This is a genomic window from Shimia sp. MIT910701 (assembly GCF_047126315.1).
In the GTDB taxonomy this organism is placed as follows: Bacteria; Pseudomonadota; Alphaproteobacteria; order Rhodobacterales; family Rhodobacteraceae; genus Shimia.
This window is the reverse complement of record NZ_CP138953.1, coordinates 2,584,167-2,599,564: the sequence shown is the minus strand read 5'-3', so window position 1 is coordinate 2,599,564 and position 15,398 is coordinate 2,584,167. Positions and strand designations below refer to the sequence as shown.

The 15,398-nt window shown below is 52.4% G+C and carries 18 protein-coding genes and 1 pseudogene; 10 read left to right on the top strand and 9 right to left on the bottom strand.

Features of this window, described 5'->3' with window-relative positions; translation table 11 throughout:
- Positions 1 to 56: 56 nt before the first annotated feature.
- Positions 57 to 952: pseudogene (locus SIB38_RS12530) on the top strand (helix-turn-helix domain-containing protein); the annotation flags it as partial.
- A 67-nt stretch (positions 953 to 1,019) separates the two neighbouring features.
- Here SIB38_RS12530 and SIB38_RS12525 read toward each other — a convergent pair.
- From SIB38_RS12525 to SIB38_RS12515, 3 genes are all read right to left on the bottom strand, one after another.
- A protein-coding gene (locus SIB38_RS12525) for an IS3 family transposase (RefSeq protein ID WP_412550264.1) occupies positions 1,020 to 2,362 on the bottom strand; the annotation gives its coding sequence in 2 pieces (ribosomal slippage) (positions 1,020 to 2,035 and positions 2,035 to 2,362; 1,344 coding nt in all).
- 276 nt (positions 2,363 to 2,638) lie between these two features.
- Entirely contained in the window at positions 2,639 to 2,944 is a 306-nt protein-coding gene (locus SIB38_RS12520; RefSeq protein ID WP_164646550.1) for a DUF4389 domain-containing protein, read from the bottom strand.
- Between the two features lie 529 nt (positions 2,945 to 3,473).
- Positions 3,474 to 4,856 carry a PIN-like domain-containing protein gene (locus SIB38_RS12515; RefSeq protein ID WP_412550263.1) on the bottom strand — a complete coding sequence of 461 codons (1,383 nt, stop codon included), beginning with the start codon at positions 4,854 to 4,856 and terminating at the stop codon, positions 3,474 to 3,476.
- Positions 4,857 to 5,579: 723 nt separating this feature from the next.
- Here SIB38_RS12515 and SIB38_RS12510 point away from each other — a divergent pair.
- The 3 genes from SIB38_RS12510 to SIB38_RS12500 are packed head-to-tail and all read left to right on the top strand — an operon-like array spanning position 5,580 to position 9,006.
- The gene (locus tag SIB38_RS12510; RefSeq protein ID WP_294119557.1) at positions 5,580 to 6,677 is read left to right on the top strand and encodes an ABC-three component system protein; all 1,098 of its coding nucleotides are present in this window, start codon (positions 5,580 to 5,582) and stop codon (positions 6,675 to 6,677) included.
- Positions 6,665 to 7,156 (top strand): ABC-three component system middle component 2, encoded by a 492-nt coding sequence (locus SIB38_RS12505; RefSeq protein WP_294119559.1) that lies wholly within the window; start codon positions 6,665 to 6,667, stop codon positions 7,154 to 7,156. Before SIB38_RS12510 ends, SIB38_RS12505 begins: the two co-directional genes overlap by 13 nt.
- On the top strand, positions 7,153 to 9,006 hold the full coding sequence (locus SIB38_RS12500; RefSeq protein WP_294119561.1) for an AAA family ATPase: 1,854 nt from the start codon (positions 7,153 to 7,155) through the stop codon (positions 9,004 to 9,006). The genes SIB38_RS12505 and SIB38_RS12500 overlap by 4 nt, the downstream gene beginning before the upstream one ends.
- A gap of 161 nt (positions 9,007 to 9,167) precedes the next feature.
- On the opposite strand, the gene SIB38_RS12495 is transcribed toward SIB38_RS12500, so the two are convergent.
- The 6 genes from SIB38_RS12495 to SIB38_RS12470 all read right to left on the bottom strand — a co-directional run bounded on the left by SIB38_RS12495 (position 9,168) and on the right by SIB38_RS12470 (position 12,484).
- Positions 9,168 to 9,794 carry a hypothetical protein gene (locus SIB38_RS12495; RefSeq protein ID WP_294119562.1) on the bottom strand — a complete coding sequence of 209 codons (627 nt, stop codon included), beginning with the start codon at positions 9,792 to 9,794 and terminating at the stop codon, positions 9,168 to 9,170.
- The gene (locus SIB38_RS12490; RefSeq protein WP_294119563.1) at positions 9,781 to 9,993 is read right to left on the bottom strand and encodes a hypothetical protein; all 213 of its coding nucleotides are present in this window, start codon (positions 9,991 to 9,993) and stop codon (positions 9,781 to 9,783) included. Before SIB38_RS12490 ends, SIB38_RS12495 begins: the two co-directional genes overlap by 14 nt.
- Complete coding sequence (locus SIB38_RS12485) at positions 9,990 to 10,430, bottom strand: hypothetical protein (RefSeq protein WP_294119564.1); 441 nt, start codon at positions 10,428 to 10,430, stop codon at positions 9,990 to 9,992. The genes SIB38_RS12490 and SIB38_RS12485 overlap by 4 nt, the downstream gene beginning before the upstream one ends.
- A 490-nt stretch (positions 10,431 to 10,920) precedes the next feature.
- Positions 10,921 to 11,298, bottom strand: a complete 378-nt coding sequence (locus SIB38_RS12480; protein WP_412552041.1) for a helix-turn-helix domain-containing protein — start codon at positions 11,296 to 11,298, stop codon at positions 10,921 to 10,923.
- A gap of 411 nt (positions 11,299 to 11,709) precedes the next feature.
- Complete coding sequence (locus tag SIB38_RS12475) at positions 11,710 to 12,141, bottom strand: hypothetical protein (protein WP_294119565.1); 432 nt, start codon at positions 12,139 to 12,141, stop codon at positions 11,710 to 11,712.
- A gap of 127 nt (positions 12,142 to 12,268) precedes the next feature.
- Positions 12,269 to 12,484 (bottom strand): hypothetical protein, encoded by a 216-nt coding sequence (locus SIB38_RS12470; protein ID WP_294119567.1) that lies wholly within the window; start codon positions 12,482 to 12,484, stop codon positions 12,269 to 12,271.
- Positions 12,485 to 12,555: 71 nt separating this feature from the next.
- Here SIB38_RS12470 and SIB38_RS12465 point away from each other — a divergent pair, with 71 nt between their 5' ends.
- The 6 genes from SIB38_RS12465 to SIB38_RS12440 all read left to right on the top strand — a co-directional run bounded on the left by SIB38_RS12465 (position 12,556) and on the right by SIB38_RS12440 (position 15,396).
- Entirely contained in the window at positions 12,556 to 12,888 is a 333-nt protein-coding gene (locus tag SIB38_RS12465) for a helix-turn-helix domain-containing protein (RefSeq protein WP_412550262.1), read from the top strand.
- 385 nt (positions 12,889 to 13,273) lie between these two features.
- Positions 13,274 to 13,549, top strand: coding sequence for a hypothetical protein (locus SIB38_RS12460; protein ID WP_294119570.1), 276 nt, complete (start codon positions 13,274 to 13,276; stop codon positions 13,547 to 13,549).
- Between the two features lie 34 nt (positions 13,550 to 13,583).
- The gene (locus tag SIB38_RS12455) at positions 13,584 to 14,288 is read left to right on the top strand and encodes an ERF family protein (protein WP_412550261.1); all 705 of its coding nucleotides are present in this window, start codon (positions 13,584 to 13,586) and stop codon (positions 14,286 to 14,288) included.
- A 66-nt stretch (positions 14,289 to 14,354) separates the two neighbouring features.
- Entirely contained in the window at positions 14,355 to 14,537 is a 183-nt protein-coding gene (locus tag SIB38_RS12450; protein WP_294119572.1) for a hypothetical protein, read from the top strand.
- Positions 14,537 to 15,022 carry a hypothetical protein gene (locus SIB38_RS12445; RefSeq protein WP_412550260.1) on the top strand — a complete coding sequence of 162 codons (486 nt, stop codon included), beginning with the start codon at positions 14,537 to 14,539 and terminating at the stop codon, positions 15,020 to 15,022. Before SIB38_RS12450 ends, SIB38_RS12445 begins: the two co-directional genes overlap by 1 nt.
- Positions 15,019 to 15,396 carry an HNH endonuclease gene (locus SIB38_RS12440; protein WP_412550259.1) on the top strand — a complete coding sequence of 126 codons (378 nt, stop codon included), beginning with the start codon at positions 15,019 to 15,021 and terminating at the stop codon, positions 15,394 to 15,396. The genes SIB38_RS12445 and SIB38_RS12440 overlap by 4 nt, the downstream gene beginning before the upstream one ends.
- The last annotated feature ends 2 nt before the right edge of the window (positions 15,397 to 15,398 follow it).

Here is a 15,398-nt window from a genome sequence, read left to right as displayed (position 1 = left end):
AGGGTGATTTGATAAGGGAGAGTTTCTGGCTCATCGTAACCACTAAGGAGTGGAAGATGAGAAAGACTACGAAGAGCCCTGGCGAGAAGATCGTTAAAGATATCAAGCGCGCCACCCGTAAACAGTATTCGGCGGAAGAGAAGATCCGTATCGTCCTTGATGGTCTTCGTGGCGAGGACAGCATAGCTGAACTGTGTCGCCGCGAGGGGATTTCTCAAGGCGTTTACTACAAATGGTCGAAGGACTTCATGGAGGCCGGTAAGAAGCGGCTGGCGGGCGATACAGCGCGTGCCGCAAACACTGACGAGGTGAAAGAACTGCGCCGCGAAGCAAAGGATCTCAAGGAGGTTGTCGCGGAGCAAACATTGGAACTGCGTCTTCTCAAAAAAAGCATGACAGGCGATGGGGGCGACCACGAATGAGGTATGCCGCATCCGAGAAGCTGGAGATCATCCGGTTGGTTGAAGAAAGCCATCTGTCAGCGCGTCGTACATTGGCCAAACTGGGTATCCCTCGCACCACATTCTACCGTTGGTACGACCGATACCTGCAGCGCGGGGAGGCTGGTCTTGAGGATCAGTCTCCCAAGCCCAAACACGTTTGGAACCGCGTTCCAGACGAGGTGAAGCGCAAGGTCGTCAGCTTCGCCTTGAAAGAGACAGAGCTGTCACCCCGCGAGTTGGCGGTGACCTTCACAGACCAAGAACGGTACTTTGTATCGGAATCCACAGTGTATCGCACGCTCAAGGCACATGACCTGATCACCAGCCCAGCATTCATCGTGCTGAAAGCCGCGAATGAGTTCGAGCATAAGACAACGGCCATCAACCAGCTTTGGCAGACCGACTTTACCTATCTCAAGGTTCTGGGGTGGGGCTGGTTCTATCTCAGCACAATCCTGGACGATTACAGCCGCTACATCATCTCGTGGAAGCTCTGCACGACTGTCCGTCGTCAAAGTTTTTGGAACCAAAAGCGGCGTGAACTAAGAGAGTGTTCGGCTCATCGGGTCGGTTTGATTATGCTGCGCGTTGACTGTGATGCAAGCGTCGCGCTTCGAATGTCTTCCGTTTGATCCTTTCTCGTTGTTCCAGAATGGCTTGGTCACGTCCGAAGTAGACATCGGCTGGTGTGACGTTTTTCAGGCTCTCGTGATATCGCTGGTGATTGTAATGATCGACGAAGGCTTCGATTTGGTCTTCGAGATCGCCGGGCAGGAAATAGTTTTCCAGCAAGATCCGGTTCTTCAAAGTTTGATGCCAACGCTCGATCTTGCCCTGCGTCTGGGGATGATACGGCGCTCCACGTGAATGTTTCATGCCTTTGTCCTGCAGCCACTCAGCCAGGTCACCCGAGACGTAACTGGAGCCGTTGTCGCTGAGTAGGCGCGGTTTGTGGACAACGTGGACCTGATCGCACCCTGACGCCTGCAAAGCCAAGTCCAGCGTGTCAGTCACATCCTCCGCCCGCATGGTCGTGCAGAGCTTCCACGAGATGATGTAGCGGCTGTAATCGTCCAGGATTGTGCTGAGATAGAACCAGCCCCACCCCAGAACCTTGAGATAGGTAAAGTCGGTCTGCCAAAGCTGGTTGATGGCCGTTGTCTTATGCTCGAACTCATTCGCGGCTTTCAGCACGATGAATGCTGGGCTGGTGATCAGGTCATGTGCCTTGAGCGTGCGATACACTGTGGATTCCGATACAAAGTACCGTTCTTGGTCTGTGAAGGTCACCGCCAACTCGCGGGGTGACAGCTCTGTCTCTTTCAAGGCGAAGCTGACGACCTTGCGCTTCACCTCGTCTGGAACGCGGTTCCAAACGTGTTTGGGCTTGGGAGACTGATCCTCAAGACCAGCCTCCCCGCGCTGCAGGTATCGGTCGTACCAACGGTAGAATGTGGTGCGAGGGATACCCAGTTTGGCCAATGTACGACGCGCTGACAGATGGCTTTCTTCAACCAACCGGATGATCTCCAGCTTCTCGGATGCGGCATACCTCATTCGTGGTCGCCCCCATCGCCTGTCATGCTTTTTTTGAGAAGACGCAGTTCCAATGTTTGCTCCGCGACAACCTCCTTGAGATCCTTTGCTTCGCGGCGCAGTTCTTTCACCTCGTCAGTGTTTGCGGCACGCGCTGTATCGCCCGCCAGCCGCTTCTTACCGGCCTCCATGAAGTCCTTCGACCATTTGTAGTAAACGCCTTGAGAAATCCCCTCGCGGCGACACAGTTCAGCTATGCTGTCCTCGCCACGAAGACCATCAAGGACGATACGGATCTTCTCTTCCGCCGAATACTGTTTACGGGTGGCGCGCTTGATATCTTTAACGATCTTCTCGCCAGGGCTCTTCGTAGTCTTTCTCATCTTCCACTCCTTAGTGGTTACGATGAGCCAGAAACTCTCCCTTATCAAATCACCCTAATTGGACCCATAGGTGCTGACGTCAGACAGCGCCGGCTCAGACAGGCCGAAAAGCGCGGTCTGAGACCTGTAAAAAAGTCTGGCACCATGGCTGTCCGCATAGCCAGCGAAGAACCCAAACATGCCATTCATCAGTTGATCGGATGCTGCGTTAAGGCTGCCATTGGAGCGCTACGTGTCAGGTAGGCAGCTGGGTCCACAAAGAACGAAAGCCCGGCCCTAGTCCAGCTCAGTCCAAGGCCAAGGCTTTACGTTGCTGGCAGCCGTTTGGAACCTTGCCGCCTTGGCTATCCAAACTCCCAAGTCGGTTCCAAAATCGGCCAACCGCTCATTGGGCTGCTGATTGTTGACCATCATGACAACAAACTGAACAATCGTCGCCACCCCTAGCACCGTTTGTGCAACTGAGATCATGATAGCGATCAGCACCATGTAAATGAAACGTTGGAGCATATTGTCTGGTTGCTCGGGTTCAATCTGTTCGCCATGCAGGCGGCCTTCAATCTTTGCTTCGTCGTCGTCCACAATCTCACCCCGTTTTACGATTGAGCCTATACAATAAAATCCACCATCGGACTTTGGCAGCAAACAGCTGCATAACCAAGGCAGTGTAAAGACGCAGGGTGCATAAAAGTGCCAACAGCAACGGTTACCAATGCTTTGTGTGCATTGGCGAAAGTTTCGACAGCAACCATACTGCAGGCGCGACATTCTTTGACCAGCTTCACGAAAGCAGAAGTGCAGAGAACTAAGGCAGCCGAAGCCAATGCTGCAGTAGTCGCCAATGGCAGCGAAGCGCAGGAAGCGAGCTTTGCAAAGTCACGCGGACGGCCCAGAGCTGCCATCTGACATAGACGCTCAATGCCGCGGTTGTAGCCCGCATAGCGTCCGCTGGATCCGGAGCGGCTCTAGGTTGTGGATGAAGGAAATCAGTTCGTTGGTTGTAGGTGTGCGCCACTATCCAAAACGAACAGTCGTCGAGTTTCAAGATTGAGTAAGTTGGCCATGGATCGGCCCTAACACGGACACCGCTTTCCACCATCATGGCGTAAGCTCACATTATGTTAGTTTCACTTAACGACATTTTCACAAAAGGAACAAATCTTCTATCTTCTGATTCATCTACGTCCAACACACCTACCAAAAAGGTCACTGTTGTCGGCAAGTCAATTCGCCACTTAGAAAGCCATCGATTTGTTAATTCCATGGCATCAGATTCACTTTCAGTAACCAAAACGATTGTCACACTATCCAAGCCACCTTCAGTGCTTTCGAAGTGAGCTTGATGAACAAGTTCACGGACCCTATGGCCCATCATTCTGGGCTGCGATACGAGTTTAACTTCGAAGCCTACGTTTTCTCCATTTCGCTTTACTGCAAAGTCAGGATACCCACGTTGATTTTGTTCTACTTGGTCATATTTTTTGATCAGCCATGCGTAGACCGCCTTCTCGGCTCCTCCGGCACGGTTCATAATGTCGCGATGTCTTCTGGCATTCTCGGTTCGGACACGTGAGACATCACGGACCTCTTGGATGGCCTCGTTCGAGATATTAGATTGTAGAAACTCCTTGGAATACCTCAAAAATCCCTCAGGTTTATACATATTGAAGTGAGTTATTCCACCTACTCGGCTTGCTTCATCTCGGAGTTCGGGCCTTGGACCAAGCGTCTTTGGCCCATCAGACTTCACTTTCCACCACCAGTCATCTTTCGCATCATCTGTTACGAAAGCGACTGATTTAATCTCCTTCTCCTTTGCGTATGAGAGTAGTTGGTGCCAAATTAGGAAGTCGCCATACTTTCGCTTATAATTTACGCCACCATGGACGTATTCAGCGGGTCCGTGTTTGTCCTTATTCGCATCCAGATAACCAGGCGGAATTTCCAATTGGTACCGCTTTTCCGCATCGCCATAGATAGTATCGATCTCTGCTTGCCCACTTGCTTCAGGTCCGACCCTGTCACTAAATAGGGTCTCGATCTTATCTTTAAGCGGATCAGGATCAGTTAACTTTTGTTGACCCTTTTGGATTTTTTCCAATGACTTAAGGAATTCATTGGCAAGAGAATCAAAACCTTCGACCAGAGGTGCAGGGTCGATGAGCGAGTGCCGCCGCTCCAATTGCAACTTATCGAGGTCGTTGCGCAGTCCTTCTTTGGCCTTATTCACAACACCTTGCACTTCGGAAAACCGCTTGTTCTGATCAGCAAGGACGGTAAAGCGGTTTCGCTGAAACTCTAATGCCACATGATGAGGTATCCAGATACGATCAGACAGCTTACTCAAAATGTCCAAAAGCTGATCACGAGTCGAAGTTTGGTAGCGGTACAAGTTCAACAACACATTAGTGTCGAACACGAATAAGGACGTTTCCCAAATAGCTTTGTAGTCAACTTTGGCGCCTGGGTCGAACTGCGGGAATTGTCCCTTCATTATCTATCTAACTCCAATGGCTTGTCTCTGATGCACCCTAAGCTGTTGCCTTGTGCTTTGACCATATGCGATTTCATTGAATGCGCTGAACTTGTCAAAAATCTACCAGAACTCAATCCTTTGGGAACTTGATAACTTTAGTCTCTTGAAAACGGTCCGTTTTAAGGTTCACTTTGGAGTGCCATCCGCCGAAGCCTACTGGCGTCGAAAACGTATGTTTTGAACTTCGCAATACCCCCAATCATAACAGGATAGCAACGTCTGCAGAACACTTGCGGGTATTGGGGCGAGAGGCTGGGCGGCGAATGACCGCTTGCCTATGGGCCATAAAGTGTTCGCGCTCGTGGCGAATGTCCGGTTCCCGCCCAAGGTGCAGATGACCAATGTCTCCTAAGGGCCGGGAGCAAACCTTCGGACATCAAAGATAACCCCAGCAATCGCCTGCCATGCGACAACAGGAGGTATCAATGTCGGCATCGCGCAGATAGCGCTCTTTGCAAAGTTTGACGAACGGCCCAAAGGAGACATCCATCGTGAGATGTTCTGCTGCAGTGCTGCGTACCTAAAGCGGACATATGTAAGTCGTTTATATGCGCCACGGAGTGATACCGACCGGGTAGCAAAAAACGACCTCAACTATTCGTTGTGGATTGCGCGCTCCGATACACTCGTTATGGTGCTAGCAAAATGAAGAGATTGATTTGAACTGGATGCCGTCGCATCATGGAAGAAACTGAACCTGCCATTGCTGAAACTGGCTCCGACTCTGAACAGTCTGCTATTGAATTTGAAAACGGGCCTAAGCTAGATCCACTCCATATTGTAGCAAGCTATAATGCAGATCAGTGGGAAGATTTTACCCATGAATGGGTTCATTCACTTGAGAGTGAGTACATCGATACTGACCATGCCCCGGGTTCAGGCGACAAGGGCATTGATGTTGCTGGCTTTCGGGATCGCGACAGGTTTGCGGGAGTTTGGGACAATTACCAGTGCAAGTGTTACCAGAGAGCGCCATTGGGATTCAAAGATGTCGCGCCCGAAATCGGAAAGATACTGTGGTACTCCTTCTTAGGCACCTATACTGCGCCGCAACAGTGCTTTTACATCGCCCCGAAGGGCGCGTCTCCAACGCTTTCCCATCTGATTAACCATGCTCCAAATCTTAAGGAGAAGGTTATTAGTGAGTGGGATAAAATGATCTCCGGCAATATTACAAAAACAAAAGACATTAAGATTGTTGAGCTTTCAGGTGATTTCAAAGAGTATGTAGACGAATTCGACTTTCGGATTTTTCGCGCTCCCTCAACGCGTTGGGTGTTAGAACAGTTCCGTACGAAGACCCCGTTTTACAACAAACGTTTCGGTGGCGGGCTTCCGGCAAGACCAAAAGCTGAGAAACCACCCGAAGAGGTTTCAGAGGCCGAGAAAACGTATGTAGAGTGCCTTTTGGATGCCTACGCGGAACACATAGGTTTAGAAGCGGTCTCCATCAGTGACTTGAACAAATGGAGACAACTGAGAAACCACCTAAACAGATCACGTGAGGCATTCTTTGATGCAGAGGGCCTCAGGGTTTTTGTTCGAGACAAAACGGAGCCGGGCACTTTTGAATCTTTACAGGACGAAGTCCATGATGGGGTTATCGACACCAGCGACATGCCGCATGACGATGGCTATAAGCGAGTGTTGGCCGTGACGAACACCGCTCAGAGCTTAGCTCTGGACGCACATCCTCTAAATAAAGTTGCACGTCCTGTTGCCCGACGGGGTGTATGCCATCAACTCGCCAACGATGGAAAACTCGTATGGAAGCAGTAGCACCAGAAACAATTACGCCTTTCAATGGTCCGTTAGAAACCGGTATGCGTGCAGTGCTTTGCTTGCACGCCAGCTTTCCTAAAGAGTTGGATATTCAGCGCCTCACCGCATTAGATTATCTCCTGGTAAGGACTAGCTTGCTAGGCGGACCGCCAGACATCCATCCGTCAACTCCCATCATGACGCCCGTCACGCAGGTTCGGCGCAAGGCAGTTTCCGAGAGCCTTGATCTTATGATGTCTCGCGAATTGGTGGAGCGATCAATAACACGAAAAGGCATATATTATCGTGCAGGCGAGTATTCATCTTTCTTTGTGGATGCTCTGTGCACGAGTTACTCAGAGCAGTTACGGTATCGTGCGAAGTGGATCGCTGATTTTTTTGCAACGTATTCGGACGATGCTTTTGAAGATCATATGCGTAGCCTCCTGACAGACTGGGTCTCTGAATTCCAAGACGAAACTAAAGGTGGCCTATGAGTTTTTCCGGAATTCAAATCCAGAGCATCGCATTTCATGGGCCTGAAAGGGAGGCCGCGGTAGTTCACTTCCAAGACGGCTTAAACGTAATTTATGGCGCATCTGATACGGGTAAGTCATTCATCGTTGAAGCAATTGACTTCATGTTCGGTGCCAAGGGGCCACTTAAGGACATTCCCCAATCCGTCGGATACGAGCAAATTTTGTTGGTTCTTAGGCTTTCAGAAAATGATGTGGTTACTGCCCGTCGAAGCATGAGCGGCGGTGCTTTTGAGGTCCATGAGGGGGCTTACACTTACACACTTCCGGAAGCCGAGGGAAGAGTCCTCAGTGAAACACATAGCGCAAAAGACCAGGACAACCTGTCGGCGTTCCTGTTGAACAAGATTGGCCTTAACGGAAAGAGAATTAGGAAGAACGCAAAAGACGAGACCCAAAACCTCAGCTTCAGGAATCTTGCACGCCTTTGCATAGTCAACGAGGAAGAGATCATTCAGAAACGGTCACCGCTTTCAGATGGCAACGTGGTGGCTGACACAGCCAATACGTCGGTGTTTCGTCTACTTTTAACAGGAGTGGACGATTCTGCGCTCGTTTCTCATAAGAAAAAGACCCCAGAAGAACAAAAACGTGAAGCGCAACTGGAACTTCTGGATCTGCTGATCGCTGAAGCCGATCGGAAGATAAAGGACATTAGCGGGTCGAAAGATGATTTAACCAATCAGAAAGAACGATTGAACAATGCAATGGAAGCTAGATCCAGTTTGCTCGCGGTGACTGAAGCGCAATACCGCAAGGTTTCGTCAAACGTTCGAAAATTCATGCAGCGCCGCGAAGAGAATCGAGATCGGTACACAGAAGTAGTAACGCTTCTGGACAGGTTCAAACTCCTGCGTGAGCACTACAATTCCGATATCGAACGACTGATGGGCATACGCGAGGCTGGTAGCATCATCGCTGCTATTGACACAGATGTTTGCCCGATGTGTGGCGCCGAAGCGCAGCATCATAAAAATGGTGCTACGTGCGATAACGATGTTGCTCGTGTCACCGCGGCAGCAAGCTCGGAAATCGAAAAAATAGAACGGCGAGCCGAAGAGTTAGCCGAGACAATCGGCGCGCTAAAAAAGGAAAAGACCATTTTGGAAGGTGCTCTTCCAAGAATCGATCAAAATTTGAAAAAACAAAATGCCGAACTACAGGGGGTGATTGCACCTGATCTACGAAAGCTTCGGACGTCTTATAAAAAGCTGGCCGATAAGGGCGCCGACGTACGCGAGGCGTTGGGAGTTCTCGAAACAAAAAGCGATCTTCTAGATCGCAAGTCCCGGTTAGAAAGCAACAACTCGACTGTTACGGCCCCGACTGAAATGCCAATTAGGACGCTTACAGACACAGTGATTTCACCATTTTCTGAATTGGTGCAAAAAACACTTCAGAGTTGGGGGTTTCCTGGTGCAGACCATGTCCACTTTGACCTTCAATCCAAGGACTTGGTAATTTCGGGAAAACCGCGGGTTTCCTTTGGAAAGGGCCTTCGCGCGATAACCCAGGCTGCATTTTCTATTTCACTTTTGGAATATTGTGCAAAAAAAGATTCTGCGCATCCGGGATTTGTAATTTTGGATTCGCCTTTGCTTTCTTATAAGGAGCCTGATGGGGATGACGATGACTTATCTCGAACTGATCTTAACGGCAATTTTTACCGCTTTCTCTTGCAGTTGCAGAAAGATCGCCAAGTCATCGTTGTCGAGAACACCGACCCTCCTTCCGACGTGGAGCTGGGCACACGCGTCGAGCATTTCTCCGGTACGTTGGATCAAGGTCGGTTTGGTTTTTTTCCTAGTTGAATAATTAATGCCCTTCGCTTTGTGTCTGGTATCAACACTTATCTTTCATGAACTCCTACTTTACTTAAAAGTACCGACTTTGACGCGTGTCGCAGCGAGTTTCGGTTTCCCGCCCAAAGCGTCGGGTGGTCATGTCTAATTCGGGCTGAGAGCCGCTGTTACTACCTTGTATCAACAACCGCCGCAAGCGCCCGCAACGCGCCCACAAATCGTTCCCCTACCCGCGTGAGCCTCGCCTCAACAACTGGCTCAACCCGCCCCCTTACGACCCCAAACAGCGCAAACTGCTGATCGCTTCGCAACTGCCCAATGTACCCCCGCCAGCGCATCCAGTCATTCACGGCGTCGCGGTGGCGTTCGTCTTCGCTGCGCAAATCCGGCTTGTCGTCCGCCCGCGTTTCAAACCGCTCCGGCATCATTTCGATCCGAGTGCCCTTCGCGTGAAGGCTCTTGCAGAGAACGACTTTGGCATAGCGCGCCTCGGTCGCCGTAAACGCCGCGTATATGCTCCAAAGCTTGCCAGCTTCCTCCTCGTCGCATGCGAGGTAAATGGCGCGCCCTGCGGCCTCTCCTAGCGCTTGGCTGCGCATTTTCTGGCGGTTCTGTACTGTGTCCTCCTGCCCCATCATTCGCGCTCGTGCGGACAGCACCGTGCGCTGCGGATCGCGTTCCTGGCCAATCTCTGCCATACGGGCCTTGCCTCGCTTCTTGGGGCGCGGTGTTGGCGCCAATCCTGGCAAATCCAGCGGTTGCTTTTTGGACTTCCCGCGGCGGTCACCCTTCCCCATTTTTGCGCGCTCCGTACTGCTCGGTTGCGATGTTGATCACCATCTGCTTGATCCAATCATCGTTGATTTCTTTTGGGTCGATTGCGGCGATGCCTTCCTTGTGCCAGAGCGCCACGCGGGCTTTGTCGCGGTTCTTCAGAAGCTGTGCGTGATCGCGTTCGTCTGGACCTTTGCTGTAGATCGTTGAGACCAGTCTCATTGCCCACCTCCAAATCTCTTCAGCTGGAAACCGACCTCGGCAATGATTTCCTCGGCACGTTTCTTTCCGCAGCGCTCTCCTCGAGGGGCTTCCTGTTTGGGTGGCAGGCTCGCCACGTAGTCCCTGCCCCGCCATGCTTTGAGGATTTCTGAGATGTGCCCGGGGTTCGGTTTTTTCGACGGATTGCGTCGCCGCCAATCGCGCAGCGCTGCCCGCACCTGATCCTGCGGCCAGTCCTCGAGCTCGTCGCACCAATCGGCGAGAACAGCGCCCTTCATTTCAGGCGAAAGTGGAGCTTGCCAGTATCCCTGCATGATGATTTCAACCTCGAACGCGATCCGGGCCCGATGGTCTTCGACTTCGTGCGGCGATAGCGATTGCGTCAGTCGTGGGGTCGGTGTTGGAAGCTTGGAAACTGCTGCGGGAGCGTTGGTCATTGCCCTGCCCTTTTTCGTTGAAGTACCAATCGGCTTTGACGGACTGCCAGCCGCGTTCCTCGGCGAGTCCTAGGGCGTCAGAGGCGTCGCCACCTCTGGCCTCGATTTGGCGTAGCTGCTCGGCCAGTCGCTTGGCCGCCGTGACCGTGAGTGGTTTTTTGATCTTCCGGCGATAGGCGACGAAACTAGACACCGCATCGAGGCCAGCGAACCGCGTTAGCGCATCGCTGATCTTTTGCCCTTCACTAATATTATTAACTTTATTGGATGGTTTATTTTGGTTTGGGTGACACTCTGTCGGGGGTACCGGTGACACTGTGTCGGGGGTGCCCGCCGAGGGGTGACACACTGTCGTATCTTGGGGTGACACACTGTCGGGGGTCACGTTTATGGGGTGACACTCTGTCGGGGGTACGGGTGACACACTGTCAGGGGTCTCGTCTGTGGGGTGACAGCCTGTCAGGGGTACCGGTGACACACTGTCAGGGGTCTAGTCCGTGGGGTGACAGCCTGTCGGGGGTTGGGGTGACACACCGTCGGGGGTCGAATGCCGATCTGCCACCGGTATACCGCCTGCATTTGGACAACTGGACACGACGCTTAAGCAAATTCTGTACTCGACTGTGAAGCCGTTTCTGTGTCTTCGCTTGCCTACTTCCTCGATGAAGCCTGCGCTTTCGAGTGCGGAGATTTGCCGCTGAACAGTGCGCTCAGTGGTCTCTAACTCTCTCGCCATTGTGCCTTTGGAAGCCCAAATCCCCTGCCCATCGTCGCTGGCGATATCGCCCATCAACAGGATTACAGACTTAGCACTCAGCCCAATGCCGAGGTTCTTGCTGCGAAGCAGTGAGGTAACGAGGTTGCTCATGTCTTCACCCACCGCCATTCTTGAGGCTCCACGTCCTCAAATAGCCCCGGCGAGACTGCTTCCATTTCTGGTGTCAACTTCCGGTAAGTGGCCGTTGTGACGCGACCACCACCGGACAGGAAATAGATGGGCTTGTCTGTCGAACAATCTCCAACGGGAAGTGAGCAGAGAAGTGTCTCTCCTGCTTGAAGGCGACGCACGACCTCTGCTTGAGTAACTGCCATTATCGCGCCTCCAGCCTGCCAAGGGCTATCGCTAGCCGCTTTCTGATTGATTTTGTTCTGGAAGACTTGGTTGCTACACACGGGCATTCATTGAGCGCTACGCGTAGCCCATGCACTTCGGTCAACGGGATGCGTATTACGGCATACCCGTCTTCTGAAGTGAGTTTGGGGCGCAGCGGCTCAGACATTACGCCTTCAACTTCTCGATTGTGGAAAGCGCGGTCTCTCCAGCGTGAAGCATTTCTTCCACTTCAACACGAGCTTCTGCCATGGCTTTGGGATCGCCGGTTTCGGCCGCAAGGATCAGCGCGTTTACAGCCTCACCGGCCTCCTTGCCGACTTCACCGGCAAGCCGCGTTATTGACGGACCTTCCTTTGCCGCCACGCGGTCTTCAACTTCCTTGGCGCGCAGTTTTGTAAACCGATAGTCGCCCGTCGCGTCTTCCAACGCGTAGACGTAGATCATCGGCACCGCAGCGAACCCGTTCTGGATCCGAGAGATCGTCCCCTTGGAGATTTCATGCCCTAGCAACGCAGAAACCGTGGCGCAGGCTGCCTCTACCCCACCCGTCTTATTGACAAGGCGACGGAACATGTTGGCGTACAGAAGATCAGACATTCTAAAACCCGTTTTTGTTGTGAAGGGAGTGCTGTGCGTGCAGTTTGAGAGCGTCGAATCCTTTGGCCGACGACCAAATGGCGCCCCACAACGAATGAAGGCGACATCAGTTTGCAGTGCACGAGGATCAAAGATCATGTTGCCTTTTCTCCTGAGCCTCGAGCGTGTCTATGAATGAATGAATTTTCCCGCCAGTTTCATACGTGCAACTTCCGCCGGACTTCAGACGGTCATACAATCGACTGTTTCTGACAGCCCGTTCGCAGATCGTTGCGGCAGATAAACCGGCACGCTCAGATGCCGCCTCTATTCGCCTCACTAACTTTTCTTGTTCATCCGTCATGGCGGAAATATGGACTTTTGTCCACTTCCCGTCAATGGACTTTTGTCCGCTATCAAAGTGTCGGCGTTCAAATGTATAAACGGTCCATGGAAAGAACGTTTCGAGACGCATTTTTGGTTGAACTTGGGGCCTCCGGCCTGTCTGTAGCTGAGGTAGCCCGTCGCTCCGGCGTGTCAAAAGACCAGCTGAACAAACTCAAACAAAGAGACTCTGCGAAAACGAACGTAGATGACGCGAGACGTGTAGCGGAAGCGTTCGGTAAGACTCTTGATCAATTCCTCAAGGATACAGAAACATCACCTTACCTGGAGGCCGTTGGCCTACTTTCCCAACTCTCCGAGGAAGAGCGCGAGTTCATCATCGTTGCAGCCCGAGCAGCGGTGGACAAAAGAAAAAAGCGTTAAAAAGGAACTGACTGAAGAGTACCGTTAAGGCTTTCACAATAAAATCTTAGCCCCACTAGTTGTCAGCTATCCCCCCCACAAACGAACCATCAAGTCCAGTTTGTAACCGCAAGTTTCTGGTATTTTGCGAGCCAGCGTGCGGTTCATCTCCCCTTATGTGCGTCTTGTAAGCTGCAGAACTAGCACTCTATTTGCGCTCTAGCCGAGTGACTTAACAGCAGTACGTACGTCAATTTTTCCCATACCAATAAAACGAGCGATGCATGACCGCAACTCGAGCTCGCCTTGCCACAGAGAACCAACCCTCATCCGATGGACTTTTGTCCACTTTTGGCTTGACGTGGACTTTTGTCCATACTATCTCATCTTCATCGGAGGAAGAGATATGCAGTATCAATCGATCAAAACACCATCTTGGACTAACGCCGAACTCGAGGTCGATGTGACCGATATCTGGGTCGAAGAATGCGATCCGGAAAACGAAAACGGCGAAGAAGTCATTGCCTATCTCTCCACCAACACCAGCGGCTTCATCACCGTCGATGGCGTCAGCATCGACGATGGGGTGACCAAGATCTACCGCTCCCGCGAGTGGACGGAAAAGATGATCGGTTTCGAAGCAATCAACCGCATTGAGGAAAGCGAGCAAGAGGCTGCGTAAGCCCCTGCCCGCTCCAGTTTTGAAGGAACGAATTATGACATCCAGCATCTTGAGCAAATCAGATCGCCGCCCAGCCCCAAACATGGGGCCGCTGTATGCAGCACTTGCAAAGGCACAGGGTGAATTCCCGGAAATCCCAAAGAACAAGACAGGCCACGGATACAAATACGCAGACATCGCCGACATTCTCCGCGCTGTCCGCCCCATTCTCTCAAAAAACGGGCTTTCAATCTTTCAGTCGATCGCGGGTGACAAGTTGGAAACCACTCTCGCCCATGAGACCGGCGCAACGCTCGTCAGCCGCTACCCTCTCGTTCAAGACGGTACTGGTCGCATGAACAACATCCAGAAGATCGGAGCCGCCCTGACCTATGCGCGCCGATACTCATTGACCGCGCTCCTTGGCGTCGCTGCGGATGAAGACGTCGACGCAGACGACTTGAGCGTCACTGGACGCAATGAAGGCCGCGCAATCTCGAATGGCCTCAAGGACGCTTGGATCGACGGGGTATTGGACAACTTGCCAGACGACGCGACCGACGCGGAGAAAGCCGACGCTTTTGCCTCTCAGATCATTGCCGACATGCGCGGGATGAAAACCGCGAAAGGCGTCAACAACGTCTGGAACAAACGCGAGCAGATCATTGAGGCCTTGGACAAGAAGCACAACCACCTGTTCCAAGATGTCTTCGACTGCTTCCAAAGCTGTATGGCTTCCTATGAGGCGGAGGCTGCCTGACGCGGTCCACGATCCAAAAACCCGCTCCAGACGACAAACACCAATCCCGTTTTAAGGTTTAAAGTCATGACTTTAGAAAACATGCCTAAAGCAGTTGATGAATACCTCGCACGCGAGGAAGCGGCCATGAAATCGCCTCAGGGAGCCAATCACGCCGCGCTCTTTGTGGAGGTCGGAAAAGCCTACGGAATTGATCCAGACGAACTGTCAAACGCGGTCCTTGAACGAACCATCTTGGGAGCAAACTAATGAGCCAGCACCCACTAAACCTACGCCCTGCCAGCATGGTCATCGATGGTGAGGAATGGGTTCCCAAAACCTATGCCGACGCCCTTGCCGACAAACTGCGCGAACAACAACGCAGTCGCGACAGCCACAACCAGCAGTTTGCCGAGATCAATGACCTGTGGGCCAATCTCCCCCATCACCAAGCAAGTGCACCTTACGCAAAAAGCGCCGACGCGTTTCGCAAGCACGGCCTGATCGCTACCGGTCATTGCGACACAGAGACCATCGTTTTTGAAAGCAAGGCAGCAGCATGTGCAGCCGCACCGGTGATCGCCAATCTAGCGCGCAAGGCACATGGCTACGCCCTCGTCATCGTGCGCAAAAACTTCGTTATCTGCTCCACTCCACACAGCCAAAGCTACAAGGCCATGGGCAAGGAGCGCTTTCAAGCGAGCAAGCAAGCCGTACTGGATTGGGGTCACAGCATTCTCGGGGTGGCGGCATGAGCAAGCGCAGCGTCCCAGAATGGATTGGCGCAACGCCCGACACCGCTATTCCGGCGCGGGTGCGCCTGCGGGTCTTCGAAGCCCACAAGGGCGCCTGCCACATCTCCGGTCGCAAAATCGCGGCCGGAGAAAAGTGGGAAGCTGATCACGTCATTCCATTGGCGGCAGGGGGAGAGAACCGCGAGTCCAATCTCGCGCCTGCCCTGCACACCGAACACAAAAAGAAGACACGTGAGGACGTGAAAACCAAGGCGAAGTGCGACCGTGTGCGCAAGAAACACCTTGGCATTCACAAGCCTAAAAGCCGCTTGGCTGGGTCCAAAGACAGCCAGTGGAAAAGAAAAATGGACGGGACTGTGGTTCGCCGCGCCTGAGC